This window comes from Roseovarius sp. A46, assembly GCF_004126395.1.
GTDB classification, from domain to species: Bacteria; Pseudomonadota; Alphaproteobacteria; order Rhodobacterales; family Rhodobacteraceae; genus Roseovarius; species Roseovarius nitratireducens.
On sequence record NZ_PVWS01000011.1, the window covers coordinates 26329 to 47332 of the forward strand.

The 21004-nt window shown below is 66.7% G+C and carries 19 protein-coding genes; 11 read left to right on the top strand and 8 right to left on the bottom strand.

Features of this window, described 5'->3' with window-relative positions:
- Positions 1-133 precede the first annotated feature (133 nt).
- On the bottom strand, positions 134-703 hold the full coding sequence (locus C6W92_RS07700; protein ID WP_129432425.1) for a hypothetical protein: 570 nt from the start codon (positions 701-703) through the stop codon (positions 134-136).
- Between the two features lie 182 nt (positions 704-885).
- Between C6W92_RS07700 and C6W92_RS07705 the strand changes: the two genes are divergently transcribed.
- Complete coding sequence (locus C6W92_RS07705) at positions 886-1332, top strand: TerB family tellurite resistance protein (protein WP_129432426.1); 447 nt, start codon at positions 886-888, stop codon at positions 1330-1332.
- Positions 1333-2178: 846 nt separating this feature from the next.
- Here C6W92_RS07705 and C6W92_RS07710 read toward each other — a convergent pair.
- The gene (locus tag C6W92_RS07710) at positions 2179-3237 is read right to left on the bottom strand and encodes an aminoglycoside phosphotransferase family protein (protein WP_129432427.1); all 1059 of its coding nucleotides are present in this window, start codon (positions 3235-3237) and stop codon (positions 2179-2181) included.
- A 263-nt stretch (positions 3238-3500) separates the two neighbouring features.
- Here C6W92_RS07710 and C6W92_RS07715 point away from each other — a divergent pair, with 263 nt between their 5' ends.
- The 4 genes from C6W92_RS07715 (at position 3501) to C6W92_RS07725 (ending at position 8466) form a co-directional block, all read left to right on the top strand.
- Positions 3501-5474: a Hint domain-containing protein gene (locus C6W92_RS07715; RefSeq protein WP_129432428.1), complete on the top strand. Its 1974-nt coding sequence runs from the start codon at positions 3501-3503 to the stop codon at positions 5472-5474.
- A gap of 258 nt (positions 5475-5732) precedes the next feature.
- Positions 5733-7103: a DUF2927 domain-containing protein gene (locus C6W92_RS07720; protein ID WP_129432429.1), complete on the top strand. Its 1371-nt coding sequence runs from the start codon at positions 5733-5735 to the stop codon at positions 7101-7103.
- A gap of 3 nt (positions 7104-7106) precedes the next feature.
- On the top strand, positions 7107-7274 hold the full coding sequence (locus C6W92_RS17635; protein WP_164989190.1) for a hypothetical protein: 168 nt from the start codon (positions 7107-7109) through the stop codon (positions 7272-7274).
- Positions 7275-7281: 7 nt separating this feature from the next.
- The gene (locus C6W92_RS07725; RefSeq protein ID WP_129432430.1) at positions 7282-8466 is read left to right on the top strand and encodes a VWA domain-containing protein; all 1185 of its coding nucleotides are present in this window, start codon (positions 7282-7284) and stop codon (positions 8464-8466) included.
- A 166-nt stretch (positions 8467-8632) separates the two neighbouring features.
- Here the strand turns inward: C6W92_RS07725 and C6W92_RS07730 are convergent, their stop codons facing one another.
- The 5 genes from C6W92_RS07730 to C6W92_RS07750 form a co-directional block, all read right to left on the bottom strand.
- Positions 8633-9178 (bottom strand): PIN domain-containing protein, encoded by a 546-nt coding sequence (locus C6W92_RS07730; RefSeq protein ID WP_129432431.1) that lies wholly within the window; start codon positions 9176-9178, stop codon positions 8633-8635.
- On the bottom strand, positions 9175-10371 hold the full coding sequence (locus tag C6W92_RS07735) for a class I SAM-dependent rRNA methyltransferase (protein ID WP_129432432.1): 1197 nt from the start codon (positions 10369-10371) through the stop codon (positions 9175-9177). The genes C6W92_RS07730 and C6W92_RS07735 overlap by 4 nt, the downstream gene beginning before the upstream one ends.
- Positions 10372-10408: 37 nt before the next feature.
- Positions 10409-11044 carry a DUF6778 family protein gene (locus tag C6W92_RS07740; RefSeq protein WP_129432433.1) on the bottom strand — a complete coding sequence of 212 codons (636 nt, stop codon included), beginning with the start codon at positions 11042-11044 and terminating at the stop codon, positions 10409-10411.
- Positions 11045-11152: 108 nt separating this feature from the next.
- Positions 11153-11425: a hypothetical protein gene (locus C6W92_RS07745; RefSeq protein ID WP_104019320.1), complete on the bottom strand. Its 273-nt coding sequence runs from the start codon at positions 11423-11425 to the stop codon at positions 11153-11155.
- 3 nt (positions 11426-11428) lie between these two features.
- Positions 11429-14221, bottom strand: a complete 2793-nt coding sequence (locus C6W92_RS07750) for a bifunctional [glutamine synthetase] adenylyltransferase/[glutamine synthetase]-adenylyl-L-tyrosine phosphorylase (protein ID WP_129432434.1) — start codon at positions 14219-14221, stop codon at positions 11429-11431.
- A 92-nt stretch (positions 14222-14313) separates the two neighbouring features.
- On the opposite strand from C6W92_RS07750, the gene C6W92_RS07755 reads away from it, so the two are divergent.
- From C6W92_RS07755 to C6W92_RS07765, 3 genes are all read left to right on the top strand, one after another.
- Entirely contained in the window at positions 14314-14781 is a 468-nt protein-coding gene (locus C6W92_RS07755; protein WP_129432435.1) for a YbaK/EbsC family protein, read from the top strand.
- Positions 14782-14826: 45 nt separating this feature from the next.
- Positions 14827-15273, top strand: coding sequence for an RDD family protein (locus tag C6W92_RS07760; protein ID WP_104019624.1), 447 nt, complete (start codon positions 14827-14829; stop codon positions 15271-15273).
- Between the two features lie 75 nt (positions 15274-15348).
- A complete protein-coding gene (locus tag C6W92_RS07765; RefSeq protein WP_129432436.1) occupies positions 15349-16176 on the top strand; it encodes an arginyltransferase in 828 nt (275 codons plus the stop codon).
- A 133-nt stretch (positions 16177-16309) separates the two neighbouring features.
- Here C6W92_RS07765 and C6W92_RS07770 read toward each other — a convergent pair whose 3' ends face one another.
- Positions 16310-17128: a protein-disulfide reductase DsbD domain-containing protein gene (locus C6W92_RS07770; RefSeq protein WP_129432437.1), complete on the bottom strand. Its 819-nt coding sequence runs from the start codon at positions 17126-17128 to the stop codon at positions 16310-16312.
- Positions 17129-17242: 114 nt separating this feature from the next.
- Between C6W92_RS07770 and C6W92_RS07775 the strand changes: the two genes are divergently transcribed.
- From C6W92_RS07775 to C6W92_RS07785, 3 genes are read left to right on the top strand one after another with little or no spacing between them, the layout of a single operon-like run.
- Positions 17243-17827, top strand: a complete 585-nt coding sequence (locus C6W92_RS07775; protein WP_241691101.1) for a YqgE/AlgH family protein — start codon at positions 17243-17245, stop codon at positions 17825-17827.
- A gap of 49 nt (positions 17828-17876) precedes the next feature.
- Entirely contained in the window at positions 17877-19637 is a 1761-nt protein-coding gene (locus tag C6W92_RS07780) for an ATP-binding protein (protein ID WP_129432438.1), read from the top strand.
- Entirely contained in the window at positions 19634-20863 is a 1230-nt protein-coding gene (locus tag C6W92_RS07785) for a sigma-54 dependent transcriptional regulator (protein ID WP_129432439.1), read from the top strand. Before C6W92_RS07780 ends, C6W92_RS07785 begins: the two co-directional genes overlap by 4 nt.
- The last annotated feature ends 141 nt before the right edge of the window (positions 20864-21004 follow it).

A 21004-nucleotide genomic window follows, 5' to 3' on the forward strand; every position in this document is an offset into this window, starting at 1 on the left:
CCGTCCCCCTTTTCTTCTCTGCCTCTTGGATCGTGGGTCTGCCGCCCGGTTATCCACAGGCACTATAGGGCAGCCGCAAGGTTTTGGGTAGGGGGGATTTGCCGCCCCCAGATCAAGGGGGGCGATGCACGCGTTACTTGCGCAGTCGCATGAAGGCGCGCGGCCCCCGCAGGTCGCGCAACGACCCCAGGATCGCGTGCCACAGACTTGGCTCATCTCGTTCGCGGTGCTGCGACCGTGGTGCGCGATACCACGCGGAATCAAAGAGCGGCATCAGCACCGCCTCGTCCAGCACCCACCGGCCACACCGCCCCTCCTGTCGGTCGGCGCGCTGATAGTCGAGCCACCGGTCGAGCGTATCCCGGCACCCCAGCCGACCGTCAGGCTGCGGCAGGTAAAAGCCGCTGTTGATGCGCAGGCAAATGTTGTCGAGATGGCGCGCGACTGCGCGATACCCGTCCGGCACATGCGGCTTGGGCAGGTAGTTGAACCGCTCGGGCGCGCCGCGAAAGAACACGCACAGCGCGGTCGCGAGATCGACATCGCGGCGCGCCATGATCCGCCCTAGCCCGTCGCACGGGCTCTCCGACCAGTCGACCGCGTTGAGCGCCACCGCGAGGGCGTCACCCGACAGGGGCTCCAGCCTGCCAATCTCCGAGCTTGTCTCATCACTCCGCGCGTGGGCCGACAATTGTTTTGTCATGTGCAATCATCCTTTGAAATTCAGCAGCCCGCGCAGGCTCTGGCCGCAACACGCGATTTCTTTGGAACAATCGTGGCAACGATGCGGCAGAAACGGGCGGGTTGTGAACAGAGTGTTCACACCGGAGTGTTCGTGCCGAATTTCCGCTTTGGCCCTGCGGCGCGCACGGCTAGGCTTTACGTATGTGGTCCCGCATCCTCACGGCGCTATCGGCGTCGAAACCCGCCCCGCTGCCCGAACCCGACGAGCGGCTCGCCCTCGGGGCGCTGATGGTGCGCATCGCCAAGTCAGACCGCGACTATGCTCTGGCTGAAATCAAGCGGATCGACCGGTTGCTCGCAGCGCTTTACGGGATCGGACCGATCGAGGCGGCGCGCATGCGCGCCACGTGCGAGCGTCTCGAACGCGCCGCGCCGGACACCGACCGTTTCGGCCACATGATCCACGACCGCGTCACCATCGACGCGCGCCGCGCCGCGCTCGAAGCCCTGTGGGACGTGGTGTTGTCGGACGGAAACTGTGCGCCCGAAGAGGTCGCCGTGCTCGACCTCGCGCGCGACGCAATGGGTCTGGGCGAGGACGACAGTTCCGCGGCACGCGCGCGCGCCGAGGGGCGGGGACAGGATTAACGCAAACGTGATTACGGGCACCGACGAATCAGGAAAAGCCCCTGCCATCCGGCAGGATTGCCACTGAACTGGAAACAATTACACGTCTTTGAACGGATTGGCCCCGTTTTGCAGACGGCTACACTAACCATTTGCCTCGTATGGCGGCAGACATCTGCACATGGGACCGACGGCCTTGTATTGGAAACAATCGCGCCCCTGTTGCCCGGCAGAACGCGTGAAAGCCAATGGATACGCCTGATTTTCCCGGTATTGGCGCAACTTTTGGGCACGTTGCGCGAAACAATCCCCCCCCGGGCAATCATGGCAAGATCATGGCAAAGATGGCGAAAATCGTTCGAAACCTGCTGTTTGCGGGCCCAATTATGACAAGATTCTTCTTGGGCTAACGTTTGCACTCACGTAAAACAGTCTCAGCCCAACTGGGGGGTCATGTTCATAGGTCACGGGGGCGACCGCTTGTATCCGCTGCGCGATCCGTCGCGCATTCGGAGGGGTGATCGCCAGACTGCCGGTCGTTTGACCGGCGTCTACAGCCGCACGGCACTGCCGTGACGCCAGGCCATTTCCCTCACGTTCGCGGTTACGACGGTCGTCCAGGCCTTTCGGCATATTCATCGGTCCGGGGCAGAGGATTCGAACGTCGGAGAACCGGTCGTCCCGGCCGCTTCGCGAGATTGGAGTTGTGACATGGCGATGCACAGGGTCGAACGCGAAAACGGTGCATACCTGTTTGTCGACTTGTTTCTCGACGTCCCCCAGAATAACCGCAACAGCGACGCCGATGGCCACGAGGACATGCCTGTTGGCCAGCATTGGCAAACACCTGTCCCGTTTGACGACGCTCTAAGTGTTGCCCGGCGGGCTGGCAATTTCGTCCGACTTGGGCTCCTTCCAGACAGCGCGCACGGCGCGCCCGGCCATGACGAACACGGGGGCCGCGCCGTGGCAGAGCGGACAGGCCGCAGCCAGTTGCGCCGCCCGGTCGGCGAGAGCAGCGGCCATCGCCGGATGCGCGCCCAGCCGGTCGCGGCGCAGGATGTCCGCGTGGCTCTGCCAGCCCTCGCGATGGGCACGGCGCAGGATCCGGCCCAGACGACCGCCCGCATGAAGGACTGCGCGGGCACGCAGATCGGCGATGTAAGCGGATGGGTCATCGGTATCCCGCGGGTCGAGACCCGCAGCGATGATATCCAGCATCTCCTCGGGCGGCACTGGCCATGTCTCGTCGTTCATAAGGCGGACGAAATCCTCAGCCCCCGGACCGCGACCGGCGTCCTCGAAATCGAACCAACGCACCCTCCCGGCGGCGTCCAGCACGGCGTTGCCCGCGCGGCAGTCGCCCCGCACGAACCCGGCAGGCGCAACGGCCATCGCCTCGGTCACCAGAGCGCGGTCCATGGCCGGCGGCTCCGCGCCGAGCGCATGTGCCAGCGCCGCGATCATGTCCAGACGGCGACCAGTGATCTGGGTATCGAGCCCAACCGCAGGCAGCGTAGGCTCCTCGGCCAGCCCGGCCGTTACCGCCGCACGCTGCACCGAAAGAATCGAGGCGACCGCGCTCTGTGCCAATATGCGCCGCTGCCGGATGTCGGCGCGATGTGCCGCGACACTCAGGCGGTCGCGGCCAAGATCGGACTGGATCGTCAGTTCGCCCTCGGCGGCCAGAAGGCGCGGAACCGCGTCGGTCAACGGTGCCAGCCGGGTCAGGACCAGCCGCTCGCGTGCGGCTCGCTCCGGGTCCGGGCGGCGGGTGACGATCACGGTGGCGTCGGACAGATGAATTCGCCAACTGGCCTGATCGCGCGCGGCGGGTGCGGTGATGCGCAACACCCGCCGACCCAGCAGCTTAGAGGCCCGTCGAGCGATCTCGGCGGCCTCCGCCTCGGTTTCGCCGTCCGTCATGGCACTCTCCCTCAGTCAGTATCTTGCCTGTCCGGCCAGGCAGCACCGCCTCGCCGCGCATGGGGTGGTCGAAACGCGTCGAGCGCACATGCCGCACTTTTTTCCGGCAGTATTAATCACTTTTCACATCGTCCGGAAGAGACGTGTGGGGACCAGTTGCTGCCGGGGGAAAGCGTTGTGGGCAACCACGACCTGTCGGCACGCATGACAGCCCGCAGGTCGCAGCATGAATCTACGGGTCTGGAAACAGAAGGATTTCGCAAATGAGTGGTTTTGGATATGGATCGGGCTCAAGCTCGGGATCGGGATCGGGGATAGGCCCGAACGGGATTGTCGACGGAACAACAAACGATGATGTGATCCTGCCGCTCTTCATCGATGTCGATGGCGACCAGGTCGACGGCGCTGACGGCGACGACGATGTCATTTTCGCCTATGAGGGCGACGATTACGTCGATGCCGGTGCTGGCAACGATACGGTCGAAGGTGGACAAGGCGCCGACACGCTGTCCGGCGGCGAGGGGACCAATATCCTGCGCGGCGGCGACGAGGACGACGTCTTCATAGGCGGCGCCGGTGCCGACAAGTTCGACGGCGGCCGCGACGAGGACGTGATCGACTACTCCGGCTCCGGCGCGGCCGTGAACGTGGACCTCTCCACCTCCAGCCTGTCGGGCGGAGATGCCGACAACGACACGATCATCGGCGGCATTGACGGCGTGATCGGCTCGGACTTTGACGACGTGCTCACCGGGTTCGACCATCAGGGAACCTCGGACCCGGACGTGTACAGCAACTTCTTCGATGGCGGCGCCGGCGACGACACGATCGACGGGCGCGGCGGTGATGACGAGTTGATCGGCGGGGACGGCAGCGATTCGATCCTCGGCGGGGACGGCAACGACACGATCGACTCCTCGGGCAACACCCCGCTTCCCGATGACGGCTTCGGCATCGCCGTGCCCCCGGATCCCGACCCGAACAATGACCTCGACTTTGTCGATGGCGGCAGCGGCGACGATTCGATCACCACCGGCGATGACGCGGACACGGTCCTCGGCGGCACCGGCGACGATACCATCGATGGCGGGCTTGATGACGACTACATCGAGGGCAACGACGGCCACGACGAGATTACCGCCGGCGAGGGCAGCGATACCGTCTTCGGCGGCGACGGCGATGACACGATCTATGGCGGCATCAACGATCCGTTGGCCAACATCCCCGATCCCATTGATCCCGAACTGGACAATGGCGACGACTCGCTCGTCGGCGGCAAGGGCGATGACCTCATCTTCGGCGAGGACGACAACGACACCCTCGAGGGTGGCGACGGCAACGATACGCTCCACGGGGGTGTCGATGACGACACGCTGATCGGGGGCGCCGGTGCCGACAGCATGACCGGTGGCGCCGATCGCGACACGTTCATCATCACCTCGGTTTCCGATGCGAATGGCGACATCGTTGATGGCGGCACCGGCGGCGACGATGTCGATACCCTGGACCTGACCGGGCTGGGACCGTTCGTGAAGGTGGGGGAAACCACAGATCCCGACGGCGACTCCACCAGCGGCACGATCAATTTTCTCGACAGCCCGGGCGGGAGCGTCACCGGCACGCTCACCTACAAGGAAATCGAGGACATCGTCCCCTGCTTCACCCCCGGCACGCGGATCGCGACGCCGCGCGGAGAGGTGGCGGTCGAGGATCTGCGCGAAGGCGACCGGGTCATCACCCGCGACAACGGCTTGCAGGAAATCCGCTGGGTGGGTGCGCGTGCGCTCGGGGCCGCAGACATGGAGACCGCGCCGCATCTTCGGCCCGTGCTGATCCGCGCCGGTGCTCTCGGCCACGGCCTGCCCGAGCGCGACATGCTGGTGAGTCCGCAGCACCGCTTGCTGCTCACCTCCGAGCGTGCCGCGCTTTATTTCGGCGAACGCGAGGTCCTGGCAGCGGCCAAGCACCTCACCGGGATGGAGGGGATTGACGAGGTCCGTGCCAACGGCACGACCTACATCCACTTCATGTGCGACCGGCACGAGGTGGTGCTGTCCGACGGGGCCTGGACCGAGAGCTTCCAGCCCGGCGAGCAGGTGCTCGACGGCATGGGCGACGCCTCGCGCGAGGAAATCTTCACCCTGTTCCCCGAATTACGGGAAAGCACGGGCGTCGAGGCCTACCAGGCCGCGCGCCGCTCTCTCAAGCACCACGAGGCCCGGCTGTTGGTGGAGTGATCGCGCGCTGCAAACGCGAAGCCACCTTATGGAAAACAAAAACAATCCCGGCCAATGCGCCGGGATTGTCTCTATTTTGGAAGCCCACGCGCTGGAATTGCAGCCATCGGACGCCCCCCGGGCGCGTGCTTGATCCACACCGGGGGCTGTGTCACAGTTTCGCCTTGGCCGCTCCTTAACCAGAACAGGAACCGCGGCCAGTGCTGGTTCCCGTCGCGTTTGCGCGCGTTCACAGGGAATTTGCAAGTCGAGGGAACCATGCGCCACGTCTTCCTGCCCATCTGCCTGGTCCTCGGCGCCTGTGTTCCTGCCTCGTATCAGTCGGATACCGCGTCGCGCGCAGCGCCGTCACACGAGAGCGCGCTGCCCCCGATGAAGAGCTTCTCGGCCCCGAGCCCGGTGCCGCCACAACGCGCGAACCGCGACATCCTGCGCGACTTTCTCGATCTCGCATTCCAGATGGAGTCCGGGCGGGTTCTAGAGCGGTTCTCGCGATTCGAGGGCCCCATCACCGTGCGCGTGACCGGTGATGTGCCGATCACGCTGATGGCCGATCTCAACCGGGTGATACACCGGCTGCGCGACGAGGCACGGATCGACATCCGCCGCGTCTCGGGTGGTGCGGCCAACATCACCATCGAGGCGGTGAGCCGCGGCGACATCCGCCGCAACCTTCCAAGCGCGGCCTGTTTCGTGGTGCCCAATGTTGACAGCCTCGCGGAATACCGGCGTGCACGCGGTACACAAGCCACCGACTGGACCCGCATCACCCGGCGCGAGAAGATCGCGATCTTCGTGCCCAACGATGCCAGCCCGCAGGAAACCCGCGATTGCCTCCACGAGGAGCTGGCGCAGGCGCTCGGGCCCCTCAACGATCTCTACCGGCTTTCCGACAGCGTATTCAACGACGACAACGTGCACGCCGTTCTGACGGGCTTCGACATGCTGATCCTGCGCGCCTACTACGTGCCCGAATTGCGCGCGGGCATGTCCCGCCAAGAGGTGGCGCAGCGCCTGCCCGCGATCCTCAGCCGGCTCAACCCCGCGGGCGACCGGATCGCGCCGCGCTTCTCCGGTCCGACGCCACGCGCCTGGATCGACGCGATCCAGACCGCACTCGGCCCCGGCGCGCACGCATCCGCGCGCCGCGCCGCCGCGATCGACGCCGTGCGCATCGCGCAGACCGTCGGCTGGACCGACCACCGCCGCGCCTTCAGCCATTTCGCGCTGGGGCGTCTCGCGCAATCCAGCGACCCCGACTTCGCCCGCGAGCAATTCGTGATCGCCGACAAGTTCTACGCCACGGTGCCCGGCACCGGGCTACACCGCGCCTACGTGGCAGCACAGCTCGCCAGCCATGCCATTGCCCGGGGCGACGGCGCCGCGGCACTCGAAGTGCTGACCCCGCATGTGGCCGTGGCCGAACGGTTCGAGAATGCCGCGCTCGTTGCCACGCTCAAGATGCTCCAGGCCGAGGCGCTTGAAATCGAGAACCGCGTCGCCGAGGCACAGTCGGTTAGGCTGGACAGTCTCGGCTGGGCACGGTACGGCTATGGGGCGGATTGGGCCGTGCAGGCCAAGCTCCGCGAGGTGGGGGCGCTCAGTCCTCTCAGGGGACCGAACGGATAGGCGATGATCGTCATTATCGGCGCAATACTCGGGGCCGCGGGGGGCGGCCTGATCGCGTGGCGGCGCAAGGGCAAGCTGGCCGACATCCTGCTCTATGCCTTCGTCTACGGCCTGATCTTCGCGCTTGCGGGTCTGTTTCTCACACTGATCCTGCACCGCGCCTCCGTGTGAGGCGACGATGTTCCTGCCCTTCTTCGAGACCCTCCGACAGGGCGGCGTTCCGGTCTCTCTGCGCGAGTACCTGACCTTTCTGGAGGCGGTGCGCGCAGGGCTCGTCACCTACGATATCGACGCGTTCTACTACCTCGCGCGCAGCGCGATGGTAAAGGACGAGCGCCACATAGACCGCTTTGACCGCGCCTTCGCCACCAGCTTCAAGGGGCTGGAAAGCATCAGCACCGATGACGTGCTAGAGGCCGTGGACCTGCCCGCCGACTGGCTGGAGAAGATGGCCGAAAAGCACCTCAGTGCAGAGGAAAAGGCCGAGATCGAGGCGCTTGGCGGGTTTGACAAGCTGATGGAGACGCTCAAGGAGCGTCTCCGCGAACAGGAGGGCCGCCACCAGGGCGGGTCGAAATGGATCGGCACGGCTGGCACCTCGCCCTTCGGCGCCTATGGCTACAACCCCGAGGGCGTGCGCATCGGCCAGGACGAGAGCCGCCACCGCCGCGCCGTCAAGGTCTGGGACAAGCGCGAATTCCGCAATCTCGACGACAGCGTCGAATTGGGCACCCGCAACATCAAGGTGGCGCTCAAGCGGCTGCGCCAATGGGCGCGCGACGGCGCGAACGAGGAGCTGGACCTCGACGGCACAATCCGCGCCACTGCCGAGCATGGCTATCTCGACGTGAAAACCCGACCCGAACGGCGGAACGCGGTCAAGGTACTGCTGTTTCTCGATGTGGGCGGCTCGATGGACCCGCATATCAAGGTGGTGGAAGAGCTGTTTTCGGCCGCGCGCGCCGAATTCAAGCATCTCGAATACTACTATTTCCACAACTGCCTCTACGAGGGCGTCTGGCGCGACAACGCCCGCCGCTGGAACGCACAGACCCCCACGTGGGAGGTGCTCAACACCTACGGGCCGGATTACAAATGCATCTTCGTCGGCGATGCCAGCATGTCACCTTACGAGATTGCCTATCCCGGCGGTGCCAACGAACACTGGAACGCCGAAGCCGGGCAGGTCTGGCTGGACCGCGCCCGCGCGCAATGGCCCGATCACCTCTGGATCAACCCGGTGCCCCGGCGCGAATGGAATTACACCCACTCCATCGGCATGATCCGCGAGATTTTCGACGACCGCATGGTGCCGATGACGCTCGAAGGGCTGGACCAGGGGATGAAGGCACTGGTGCGGTGAGGGTCGGGCAGGTTCCGGGGTTGGGGTTGGTTCTGGCCAATGAGCGGTCGTTGGACGTCCGTGTCGGGCTGAACCGTCACGGCAAGGTAAGATCAAGAAAGTTTAAAACTTCCTTGTACGGAATCTTTTAAAGATTCCGCTCGTCAACGGCAGCTTCAGGCCATTCTCACCCGCCCGACAACGCCTTGGCCAATCGCGGCAGCCGCGCCTTCTTCAACAGCGGGCGCATCTCCCAATCTCCCTTCGACAGGTGCCGCGCCTTGGCCAGAACACCTTCGGCCACCTTCGCCACCATCCCCGGCTGCGCCTGCCAAATGCCGTGCAGGAACCCGTCCGGTTCGGCCCGCCACAGCCCGTCCTCGGCCAGCACATTGCGCGGGAAATCGCGGGCGTTGAGCGTCAGGATACCGTCCGCCGACCCTGCAATGGCGGCGGCCAGAACGTGGGTGTCGGCAGGATCGGGCAGCCACAACCGCGCCTCCAGCGACGGCTTCCAGGCGACACTTGCCTCAGGCCAGTGCGCCGCCATCAGCGCCGCCTCTCCCGCCGCCTGCGCCTGCGCATCGGGGCCCAGTTTCGCCGCCGCGTGCAGCCATTCACCGATGATCCGCTCGGACCAGAGCGGGATAAACGCCCCCGTTCCGGCCACGCCGAGGATCATTTCGCGCATCACCGTGGGATAGATCACGCAGGCGTCGAGCAACACCTTCATAGCCGATAGAACAACGCCTTGAGGTATCCGCTCTCGGCAAGGTGGGGGTGCTGCGGATGGTCGGGTCCGGCAAAGCCGGTGTGTATGAGCGCAGCGTCGCGCCCCGCCCGTCCGATACCGCGCGTACAGGCGGTTCGGAACCGGGCCAGGTCGGCGGCGTGCGAGCATGAGCACAAGCCAAGGTAGCCACCCGGTGCCACCAGCCCGGCGGCCAGCCGGGCCACCCGCTCGTAGGCGCGCAGCCCCTTTTCGAGGGCCTTTTTCGACGGCGCGAACGCCGGTGGATCGCAGATCACAACATCGAATTGCGCACGCTCCCCGGTCAGCGCCTCCATCACCTCGAACGCATCGCCGCGGCGGATTTCCAGCCGGTCAGCCACCCCCGTCCGCTCCGCGCCCGCCCGCGCCAGATCGAGCGCCGGGGCAGAGCCATCCACCGCCAGCGCATGCGTCGCCCCGCCCGCAAGCGCCGCGAGGGCAAAACCGCCGACATGGGAAAACACGTCGAGCACCCGCGCGCCCCCCGCCAGCCGCGCGGCAAAGGCATGGTTGGGCCGCTGGTCGTAGAATATCCCGGTTTTCTGCCCGCCCACGAGATCGGCCATATAGGTGGCCGCGTTCATCGGCACCGGCACCGGCCCCTCCGGCGCGCGACCGGCGAGAACAGCGCTCTCCTCGTCCAGCCCCTCCAGTGTCCGCGCGCGCCCGGCGGCGTTCTTGAGCACGGCCTTGACGCCGGTGACCGCCTGCACCGCCTCCGCGATCTGCGGCAGCAGAACCTCGGCCCAGGCGGCATTCGGCTGGATCACGGCAATATCGTCGAACCGGTCGATCACCACGCCAGGCAGGCCATCGGCCTCGGCATGAACCAGCCGGTAGAAGGGCGCATCGTAGAGCCGCTCCCGCATCCCGGCCGCACGCTCCAATCGCCGCGTCAGCCACGCGCCGTCGATCCGCGCGGCCGCGTCACGATCCAGCATCCGCCCCATGATGCGCGAGGCCGGATTGACGGCGACCAGACCAAGCGGCGTACGCTCGGCATCCTCCAGCACCGCGATGGTGCCGGCGGTCAGAGCGCGGGTACGCCGGTCGGTCACGATTTCATTGTCGAACACCCACGGCGCGCCGTGGCGGATGGCGCGGGCTTCGGCCTTGGGCCGCAGGCGGACCACGGGATAAGGGGACGGTGTCATGCCGCCCCCTTACGCCGTTTCGATTGTTCCTGAAAGCTCAGAGTTGGTTGAGCGCGCCGATGAGGCCGAGCGCCTGCGCCTGATACCCATCCCCGGCGCCAAGCTCGGCGCGGATCACCTTCGCCAACTGCCCGGTGATGCGCACCTTCTGCGTGATGCCGCGCCGTTCGGCCGCGATCGCCTTTTGCCCGCCAAGCGCCTTGAAATCGGCCTTGACGAATTTCGGCTCGGTAAGCGCGACACCGGTCTCGGGATCGCGCAACGTGTAGGTAAACTGGATCGCGTGCACCCCGCCGAAGGTATAGCGTGCCTTCTCGCTCAGCGCGTGAAATTTCGTCAGCTCGACATCGAGTACCACCGGCACCGCGCCCACGGGCAACGCCGCGACGCCGCGCTCGAGCCCCTGCTCGAGGATCGCCGCCACCTGCGCGTGCCGATCTCCGGGCGGGTCCTCGCGCCAGACGATATCACCGCCGGGAAGGTAGCGGTTGGCCTCCGACACCCTGAGACTGCGGGGCACGCGCACGCGCACCTCCTGCACGTCGAGCGGCACCGCGGCGGGCCGCAACGCGGGCGCATCATGCGGGGCATTTCTCGTGGCGGTCTCGACGCTGGCGCAGGCCGAAACGCCCAGACCGAGCATGAGTGCGGCAATCAATCTAACAAGGTACATGGTCGTCTCCGTGGACAAAGCCTCATTAACGAGGCTCTTTGTGCACGCAGAATACGGCTCGTTTTAGACAAACCCTGTTCATTTCGCGGGCAGGCACCGCGCGGGTGTTCAGTCCCGCTTGCGCCCGCGCCAGCCGCCTCGACGGCGCGGACTTTCCGCCTGCGCAAGCCCTGCGCGCAGCACCGCCGTCATCGGGTGGTCGGGGGCGTCAGTTGCATGGCGCACCAGCAGCGCCTCGAGCGCGGCGGGGACCTCCTGCCCCTGCGGCAGCGATAGCGCCCAGTCGAGAAATATCGACCGGCATTCGCCCTCGTCGATGCCGTCGATGCGATAGGCCTCGCGAATGAGCCCCTTGGGATCGAGTGCGTCGCCACGCGCCATCGCCTAGCCTCCCTCGCCCGCGCCAAGCGCCGCGTCGATCACGCAGGCGGCCTCGTCGCATGTTCTGTCAAGCCGATGCGCGAGCATCTCCAGGCTCTCCTCACCGGTTTCACGCAGCACAAAGGCCGCCCCCGCCTTGCCGATCCGGTCGGGATCGAGCGGGCCGGCCCCAAAGAGGCGCGCCACCATCTGCAAGGTCGAGCAAAGCCCGAACGCGGCCTCGAGCGCTGCACCGCCCGCGGCATCCAACCACCCGGATGCGACAGCCCCGCGCAACCCCGAGACCGGATCACGCGCGCCATGCCCGACCAGAAGGTTGCCAGCCTGCGCGACCAGCTCCAGCTCCAACAGCCGTCCGCGCCCCAGCTTGACGTCCCAAGCCCCCTCGGGCGGCTTGGCGCCGGCCACGCGCGCGCGCATGTCGGCCACGGCCCGCAGCACCGGCTCCCGCGCGGCCTTGTCGGCGATGAGCGCGGTTCGGAACGCCTCGAAATCGTCGGCCAGCCCGGCATCCCCGGCGATCACCCGTGCCCGCGTCAGCGCCAGGTGTTCCCACGTCCAGGCCTCGTCCGCCTGATAGCTCCGGAAACTCGGCCAGCTTGTCGCCACCGGCCCCTGGTTGCCCGAGGGGCGTAATCGCATGTCCACCTCGTAAAGCCGCCCCTCCGCCATCGGCGCGGTCAGCGCGGTGATCAGCGCCTGCGTGAGCCGCGCGTAATAGGGCCGGACCGACAGCGGGCGCGCCCCGTCCGAGCCCTCGGCATCGCCCGCGTCATAGATCACGATAAGGTCGAGGTCCGAGCGCGCGTGCAGCCGCCCCGCCCCCAGCGAGCCCATCCCGATCACCGCCGCGCCACGCCCCGGTGGCACCCCGTGCCTTGTGGCGAACTGCGCCATCACCCGCGGCCAGAGCGCACCGATCACCGCCCCGGCGAGATCGGCGTATTGCGTGCCCGCGCACGCCGCATCGACCAGCCCGCGCAGGTGGTGCACGCCGACGCGGAAATGCCATTCCTTGTGCCAGCGGCGTGCGAGATCGAGGGCACGCTCGTAATCAGGCTCGGCCTCCAGCCGCTCGACCAGGGCCGTCTCGAGCGCCGCGCGCCCGGGCCAGGGCGCAAAGAAATCACCTGCGATCACCGCGTCGAACACGCCCGCGTTGCGCGACAGGTATTGAGCCAGCGACGGCGCGGTGCCGACGATATCAACCAGCAGGTCGATAAGCTGCGGGTTTGCCTCGAACAGCGCAAAGACCTGCACTCCAGCGGGCAGCCCACGCAGGAACCCGTCAAAGGCGAGAAGCGCCTCGTCAGGATTGGCCGCACGGGCGAGGCGCGCGAGGATCTCCGGGCGCAGCCGCTCGAATATCTGCTGCGCGCGTTCCGAGCGCAGCGCCGGGTAGCCGTGCCAGCGCGCAATCACCTCCTCGTCGAACGCGGCCTCCGGCACCTCTTCCACCGCGTCCCCACCCGGCGCCTCCTGTCGAAAGAACCCCTCGATCAGGTCATCCACCGTCGCCACACGATCGGCGATTTCGTCACGCAGCTCGTCGGTCTCGCGCCCCATGAAGGCAGCGAGCCGGTCGAACTCCGCGGCGGAATTCGGCAGGAGGTGGGTCTGCGCGTCGCGCAGCATCTGCACGCGGTGCTCGAGTTCGCGATGAAACCGGTAATTCTCCGTCAGCGTATCCGCCGCCTCTTGCGGCACCCAGCCCTTCTCCGCCAGCCGTGCCAGCCCCTCTACCGTGCCGCGCACCCGCAGGTCCGGGTCGCGCCCGCCCGCGATCAACTGCCGTGTCTGGGTGAAGAACTCGATCTCGCGGATACCGCCGCGTCCCAGCTTGACATTGTGCCCCTCAAGGCAGAACGCGCCGCCCAGCCCCTTGTGCGCGCGAATGGCCAGCCGCATGTTGTGCGCGTCCTCGATCGCCGCGAAATCCAGGTGCTTGCGCCAGACGAAGGGCCGTAGCGTGGCGAGGAACCGCTCTCCGGCGGCGAGATCGCCCGCGCAGGGCCGCGCCTTGATCCAGGCCGCGCGCTCCCATGTGCGCCCGAGGCTCTCGTAATAGGTCTCCGCCGCCGCCATCGCCATGCACACGGGCGTGACCGACGGATCGGGGCGCAGCCGCAGGTCAGTGCGAAACACGTAGCCGTCGGCGGTGCGATCGTTGAGCATGGCCGACATCCTGCGCGTGGCCCGCACGAGCGAGGAACGCGCCTCGTGGAAATCGTCGCGCTCGAACCGGGTCTCGTCGAACAGGCAGATGAGGTCGATATCCGAGCTGTAGTTGAGCTCGCGCGCCCCCATCTTTCCCATCGCGAAAACGACCATACCCGCTCCGGTGGCGATGTCATCCTCGCCCATGCCCGGCAGCTTGCCGCGCCGAACCTCTGCCGAGAGAGCGGCCCGCAGTGCGAGATCACAGGCGAGATCGGCAAAGTCGGTCAGGTGCCCGGTGATCTCCTCCAGCGACCACACGCCGCCCAGGTCCGCGAGCCCGGTGATGAGCGCCACCCGCCGCTTGGCGCGGCGCATCTCGGGGCCGAGCCGGTCGGCCCCGGTCTCGCGCAGATCGTGATGGATGGCCTCCAGCGCCGCCTCGGGGGCCTGCGCCGCGCCGGCCAGCCAATCGCCCTCGCTCTCCACGAGCGACTTCAAGAACGGGCTGCTCCCCGCCGCCCCGGTGACGAGGTCGGCCACCGGGCCGCTCATGCCGGGCGCGTGGCGCAGCGCCTCGGCCCCCTCTTCGGGGGAATAGGCGCGCGGGCTGCGGGTGAGGCGATCTGCCAAGGTCATGCGCGCGAGTGATACAGGCGCGGCGGGTCTGGTCAATGGCCCGGCGTCGTGAAACACTGATGCAATACCGACGGAATACCGACAGGATACAGATGAGCAAAAGTGTCGCCCGAGTGCGCCGCGCCCTCGCCGGCGCCGGTCTGGATATAGAGCCGATCGAGATCGGCAACGCCACCACCGCGCAGATGGCCGCGGACCTCGTGGGCTGCGACGTGGCGCAGATCGCCAAGTCGATCATGTTCCGCGACGAAAGCAGCGGCGACGCGATCCTGTTCGTCACCTCTGGTGCCAATCAGGTCGATCTGGGGGCGGCAGGCACTGTGGCAGGCACACCGCTGGGCCGCGCCGATGCCGCGCTGATCCGCGCGCAGACAGGCTTTGCCATCGGCGGGGTCTCGCCCGTGGGTCACCTGACGCCGCCGCGTGCCTTCTTCGATCCGGACCTGCTGCGCTTCGATGAGGTCTGGGCCGCGGCGGGCACGCCGCGCCACCTGTTCGGGATCGCTCCGGGGCGGCTCATGGAGATTTCCGGGGCTCAACGCGCGGATTTCACCGCCTGACCTCTTGCAATCGGCGGCCCCCTCGCCAAGCTATAGCGCATGGCGATGCACGACACATGGGCCCTGCCCGACCCCGACACGCAACCTGAATTCTACGCCGATGTCGCGGCCAAGCGGCTGGTGGCCTTCGTCGTCGATACGCTCGTGATCATCGTGCTGAGCCTTCTGGTGGTGCCCTTTACCGCCTTCACCGGGCTTTTTTTCTTCCCGGTTCTGATGGCTGTGATCGGGTTTGCCTATCGCGTGGTGACCATCGCGCGCGGCTCGGCCACCTGGGGGATGCGCCTCGTCGCGATCGAGTTCCGCGCCGCCGATGGCCGCCGCTTCGACCTCGGATTGGCCTTTGCGCACACGCTGGGACTCGCGATCTCTTTCGCGCTGCCACTGTTGCAGGTGATCTCGATTGTGCTGATGCTGACGCGTCCGCGCGGCGAAGGATTGAGCGATCTGGTGCTGGGCACGGTCGCGCTCAACCGTCGCGCCACGATGTAACAGCGCGGTGACGTTCCCCTTGGCGGGCCGGGGTTTCGTTGTTAACGTCAGGGCTGAATACCGCTGGACACCCTGATGAGACACACGCTTCCCATAGCGCCCCAGTTCTACGTGACGGCGCCGCAGCCCTGCCCCTACCTGCCGGGCCGGATGGAGCGAAAGCTGTTTACCGCACTTCAGGGTGAGGGGGCACAGCGGCTCAATGACGGGCTGTCGAAACAGGGATTCCGCCGGTCGCAGAATGTGCTCTACCGCCCGTCCTGCGCCGATTGCGCGGCGTGCCTCTCGGCGCGGATCGACGTGGCGGATTTCTCCCCTTCGCGCACGCAGCGGCGCGTTGCGCGTCGAAACGCCGGTCTCGAACGGCAGGTCGCCTCGCCCTGGGCTACCGAGGAGCAATACGCCCTCTTCCGCCGCTATCTCGAGAGCCGCCACGCCAGCGGCGGCATGGCGGACATGGACACGTTCGAATTCGCCGCGATGATCGAGGAGACACCGATCCGCACGCGCGTGGTGGAATATCTCGACCCCGAGACCGGCGCTCTCGTGGCCACCAGCCTCACCGATATTCTCGATGACGGGGTGAGCATGGTCTATTCCTTCTTCGAACCGGACTTGCCCAAAGCGTCGCTCGGCACCTACCTGATCCTCGACCATGTCGAGATCGCACGCGAGATCGGGCTGCCTTACGTCTACCTGGGTTACTGGGTGCCGGGCAGCGACAAGATGGGCTACAAGGCGGCGTTTGCGGGGCTGGATGTCTATGCGGGCGGGCGCTGGCAACGCGTCCATGACCCCGACGCCTTTCGCTCACAGGCGCATCCGCTGGTCAACGACCCGATCGCCGAACAGGTCGCCAATATCTCGCTACCCGATACCGGACCGGTGCGGCGCAGGGGTTGAATGGGTCTGAACCGTGCCGCGGCGTCCTGCCTGGGCGTACATGCCGGTTTCGAGCCACCCGAACATGCCAGATCAACGAATGAGTCCGGGCGCGGGAGCGCGAAAACGTGTCACACCGCGGGCGCGAACACCCTCAGCGTCCCGTGCAACCCCGGATATCGACGGCGTCGCCGGTGGTGAGCACGGTAAAGCGCAACGCACCGCGGTCGAGCACGAAGCCACGCCCGTCGACATGGTAGATTTCGGTGCGTGCGCTGATCCGACTGCCCGCGCGTGCGGTCTCGGCCTGCGCCACCCACAGCTCGGGGTCGCCGCTCTCGACCACCACCATCTCGCGCGCGCCCATCTGTGCCATCTCGATCTCGACGGCAAGTTCCATGCCACCCGCCACCGGCGCGACCCGGCAGGTCACCTGCCCGACACCGGCCTCGGTGGCGGTGTAGGGTCGCGCGGCAAGCGCCGCCGCGATCCGCGGATCGCGGTCGCCGTCGCCGTCGCCGTCGAGCGGAAGATCAAGGCTCACCTCCGTCTCGACCGGCACACAAATATCGCTGCACACGCCAATCTCCAGATCACCGGCAAGCGAAACAGGCTCCCCCGTCCGCGCCGGTGTGATGCGAACCGGCAGGATCAGGTCGTGCGAATAGCCGATGGTACGCAACCCGTTGGTGGTGGTCTGCTGTGGCGTGGGCCACAGGACCTCGACCGCGCCGACATTGCGCGACCCTCGCCAGTCGAACCGCGGCGGGATGCCCGCCTCGCCCGGCGCGCGCCAGTAGGTCTTCCATCCCGGTGCCAGCTCGAATCGCAACGCCGCCATTAGCGTGCCATCCGCCATGCGCCAGCCCGGAAGGATGCTGACCGCGACCATTTCCTGCGGCGTGCGCGCCGACGCCGGTGCGACCACGGTTACCGCCAAGAGGACCAAAGTCAGGAGATATCTTGCGAACATGGGCCTGACATGGGGCATTTTGCGATCAAAGCCAACTCACAAACAGGCGAGAATTCCTGCTCGCGCGTCAACACACCGCTTGCACAGTCCCGCTCCCCTCCCCATTCTCGGGGTATGAGCGCTCCCATGCCGTCCCCCGCGCCAGTCGACCTGACCGGCAAGATCCTGATCGCGATGCCAGGAATGGGCGATCCGCGGTTTGCCTACTCGGTCGTCTATCTCTGCGCGCACAGCGCCGAGGGTGCCATGGGGCTGATCGTCAACAAACCCGCGCAGGATCTCCAGATGTGCGACCTGCTCGAACACCTGTCGATCACCCCGGGCCCTGAAATGCGCGACATGCCGGTGCATTTCGGCGGCCCGGTAGAGCATGGCCGGGGATTCGTGCTGCACGATGACGGCTACCGCTCGGACATCGCAACGCTCAATGTGGCGGAGGGGTTCGGGATGACGGCAACGCTCGATATTCTCGAGGATATCGCGCAAGGCCGCGGGCCGGATCGGGCCATTCTGGCGCTGGGATATGCCGGCTGGGGGCCCGAGCAACTCGAATCGGAGTTGGCAGAGAACGGTTGGCTAACCTGCGACGCCGATGCCGATCTCGTCTTCGACAGCGTTGATACCGACAAATGGGAGACCGCGCTCACCCGCCTCGGCATCTCGTCGCTGACGCTGTCGTCAGATGCCGGGCACGCCTGAGACGCTTGGCACTGGCCAACCGCGCGGTAGGCGGGGTAATCTGCGCACCATGCTGCGCGCGACCCCACGTTTTTTCCTCGTTATTCCGTTCCTGCTGGTATCGGCGATGATCACCGGCGCGGTCTGGCAATATGGATACCGGCAGGCACTGGACGATCTCGCGCAGCGCGGTAAGGCCGACCTGTCGCTGGTGGTGGGCGGGCTGGTGGCCGATCTTCAGCGCTACCGCGATCAGGTCGTGGCGCTGGCCGATCATCCCACGCTTGTGGCGCTTACCGGACCGGCGGGGCCGCGAGCGCGGGACCGGGCCGAACGCCTTCTGACCGCCGCCGCGGACCGAACCGGAGCGGCGGCCCTCTATTACACCGATACCGGGGGCAATATCCTCGCAGGAACCGATGCGCATGGCGGCGCGTTTACCGGCACCGCGGTGTTCAAGCGCGCCATGGATGGCGCGCTCGGAACCGCCCGAGCCGACGCCCGCGCACATGGCGGCAGGGTCTTCGAATTCGCCGCTCCCACCTTCGCAAGCGACGGGCGCGTTTCCGGCGCGGTGATCTCGGTGGCAGCGGCCGAACACATGGAGTTCGGCTGGCGCGGCATGAGCACGGCGGTGTTCCTGGTGGACGGCGCGGGCACGGTGTTCCTGTCCAACCGCTCCGAACTTTTGGGCTGGCGCAAGGCATCGGACCGGCCGCAACTGATCCCACCGGGCGGCAAACCTGTGCCACTGGAACAAAGCAAGGGTGGACCACATGAGATCTGGCACATCGATCTCGGCAACTACCTGCCACGGCAGGCGCTGCGGGTGGCTCAGGACGTGCCGCGCATCGGCATGACCGGCGCGGCACTTGTCGATACCGCCCCGGCACGCCGGCTTGCCGCGCTTCAGGCAGGGGCGGTGGCGGCGCTGTTCCTGTTCTTCGGAATGCTGCTATTGCTGGCACAGGAACGCCGCCGCGCGCTGGCCGCAGCCAATGCCGATCTCGAGCGCCGTGTGGCCGAGCGCACCGAGACGCTCAGCCGCACGAACCGTGCGCTCCAGCGCGAGATCGGCGAGCGGCAGGAGGCCGAGGCCGCCCTGCGCCGCGCGCAAGCCGAACTGGTGCAGGCCGGCAAGCTGAACGCGCTGGGCAAGATGAGCGCTGGCATCAGCCACGAGCTTAACCAGCCACTCATGGCAATCCGCCAGTTCACGAGCAACGCCGCCGCCTTCCTCCACCGCGACGCCCCCGACCGCGCCGCCGAGAACCTCGCGCGCATCGATGAGATGGCACACCGCATGAGCCGTATCATCCGCAACCTGCGCGCCTTCGTGCGCAACGAGAACGAACCAATGGGCCGCGTCGATATCCGCGCCGTGGTAGATGCCGCGCTCGACATGATGACTGAGCGGCTCCGCAAGGACGAGATCACGGTCGACTGGACGCGGCCGCCGCACCCGGTTTTTGTCCAAGGCGGCGAAGTCCGGCTGGGGCAGGTTCTGGTCAACCTGATGACCAATGCCGCCGACGCCATGCGCGAGAGTCCCGAACGCCGCATCGCGATCACGGTCGAACACGCCGACGGCGCACCGGTGCGTCTGAGCCTGCGGGACACAGGCCCCGGAATCGATGAGCCCGACAAGATATTCGATCCGTTCTACACCACCAAGGATGTCGGCGGCGAGGGCATGGGGCTGGGGCTGTCGATCTCCTACGGGTTGGTGCAGAGCTTCGGTGGTCGCATCACCGGCAGCAACACCGGGAGCGGCGCGGAATTCACAATCGAACTCGACCAGTGGAACGACGCGCGGGAGAGCGCGGCATGAACCGCGAGGTACTCGTCGTGGACGACGACCGCCCGGTGCGAGAGGCGCTGGCGCAGACGCTGGAACTGGCGGATTGCAAGGTGCGCGCCACCGGATCGTTCATCGAGGCAAAGGACCATATCGCCGCCGATTTTCCCGGCGTGATCCTCTCGGACATCCGCATGCCGGGACGCGACGGTTTTCACCTGCTGGACCACGCGCACGGGATCGACGCCGAACTGCCGGTCATCCTGCTGACCGGCGAGGGCGACATCCCTATGGCGGTCAAGGCGATGGGCGCGGGTGCCTTCGACTTTCTCGAAAAGCCCTGCGCGCCCGAACAGCTCGTCGCGGTGATCGACCGCGCGCTCAACACCCGTCGCCTCGTGCTGGAAAACCGCCACCTCAAGGCACAGCTGGAAACCGGCGATCCGGCGGCACGCATGATTTTCGGCACCTCGGATCTAGCCGAGAGCCTGCGTCACACGGTGCGGCAGGCGGCGCGCGCGGGCACCGAGGTTTTGGTCACTGGCCCACCCGGTGCGGGCGTGTCCAAAGTGGCCGAGGTTATCCACCTGATGTCGAATGGCGCGAACGGCCCCTTCATCAAGCGCGCAGCGGCCGGACTCACCCCGGACGGGCTCGATGCCGCCTACGGGCAAGCGACGGGCGGCAACCTGTTCCTGGACGAGGTGATGGCCCTACCCACCGAGAGCCAATACGCCCTGCTCGACCGGCTCGACCCCGGCGGCGAGGCGCGGCTCATCGCTGGCTGCACCGCCGACCTGGCGCAGGCCGCCGCCAACGGACGCTTCAACGCCGATCTATATTACCGGCTGGAGGTGCTGCGTGTCCGCATCCCGGCGCTGTCGGAGCGGCCCGAGGACATTCCGGTACTGTTTCGTCACTACGTCGCGCAGGCCGCCGAGCAGGCGGGGCTCGCCGCGCCGGAAATCAACCCCGATCACCTCGCCGCGCTGATGGCGCAGGACTGGCCAGGCAATGCCCGCTCGCTCATGTCAGCGGCGATGCGTTTCGTACTGGGGATGCCCGACAGCGGCGCCGACACGGCGGAGCTGGGTCTCGCCGAACAGATGGCGCGGCTCGAACGCTCGCTGCTTATCGCGGCACTGGGGCGGCAGAACGGGCGGGCCGCGCAGGCGGCGGAAGCGCTCAAACTGCCACGCAAGACCTTCTACGATAAGCTGGCGCGCTACGGGATTCGCCCCGAGGATTACCGCCGCTAAGCCGCCAGTAAACTGTGCGGAAATCCGCACGATCACTGTGCACCCAGTGCGGAATACCGCACAAGCCATGACGCAAGTACAAGGCCGCCATGCAAAGAGTGGTGTGTAATAGCCTGAACACGCTTCAAAAACAGGCAGCGC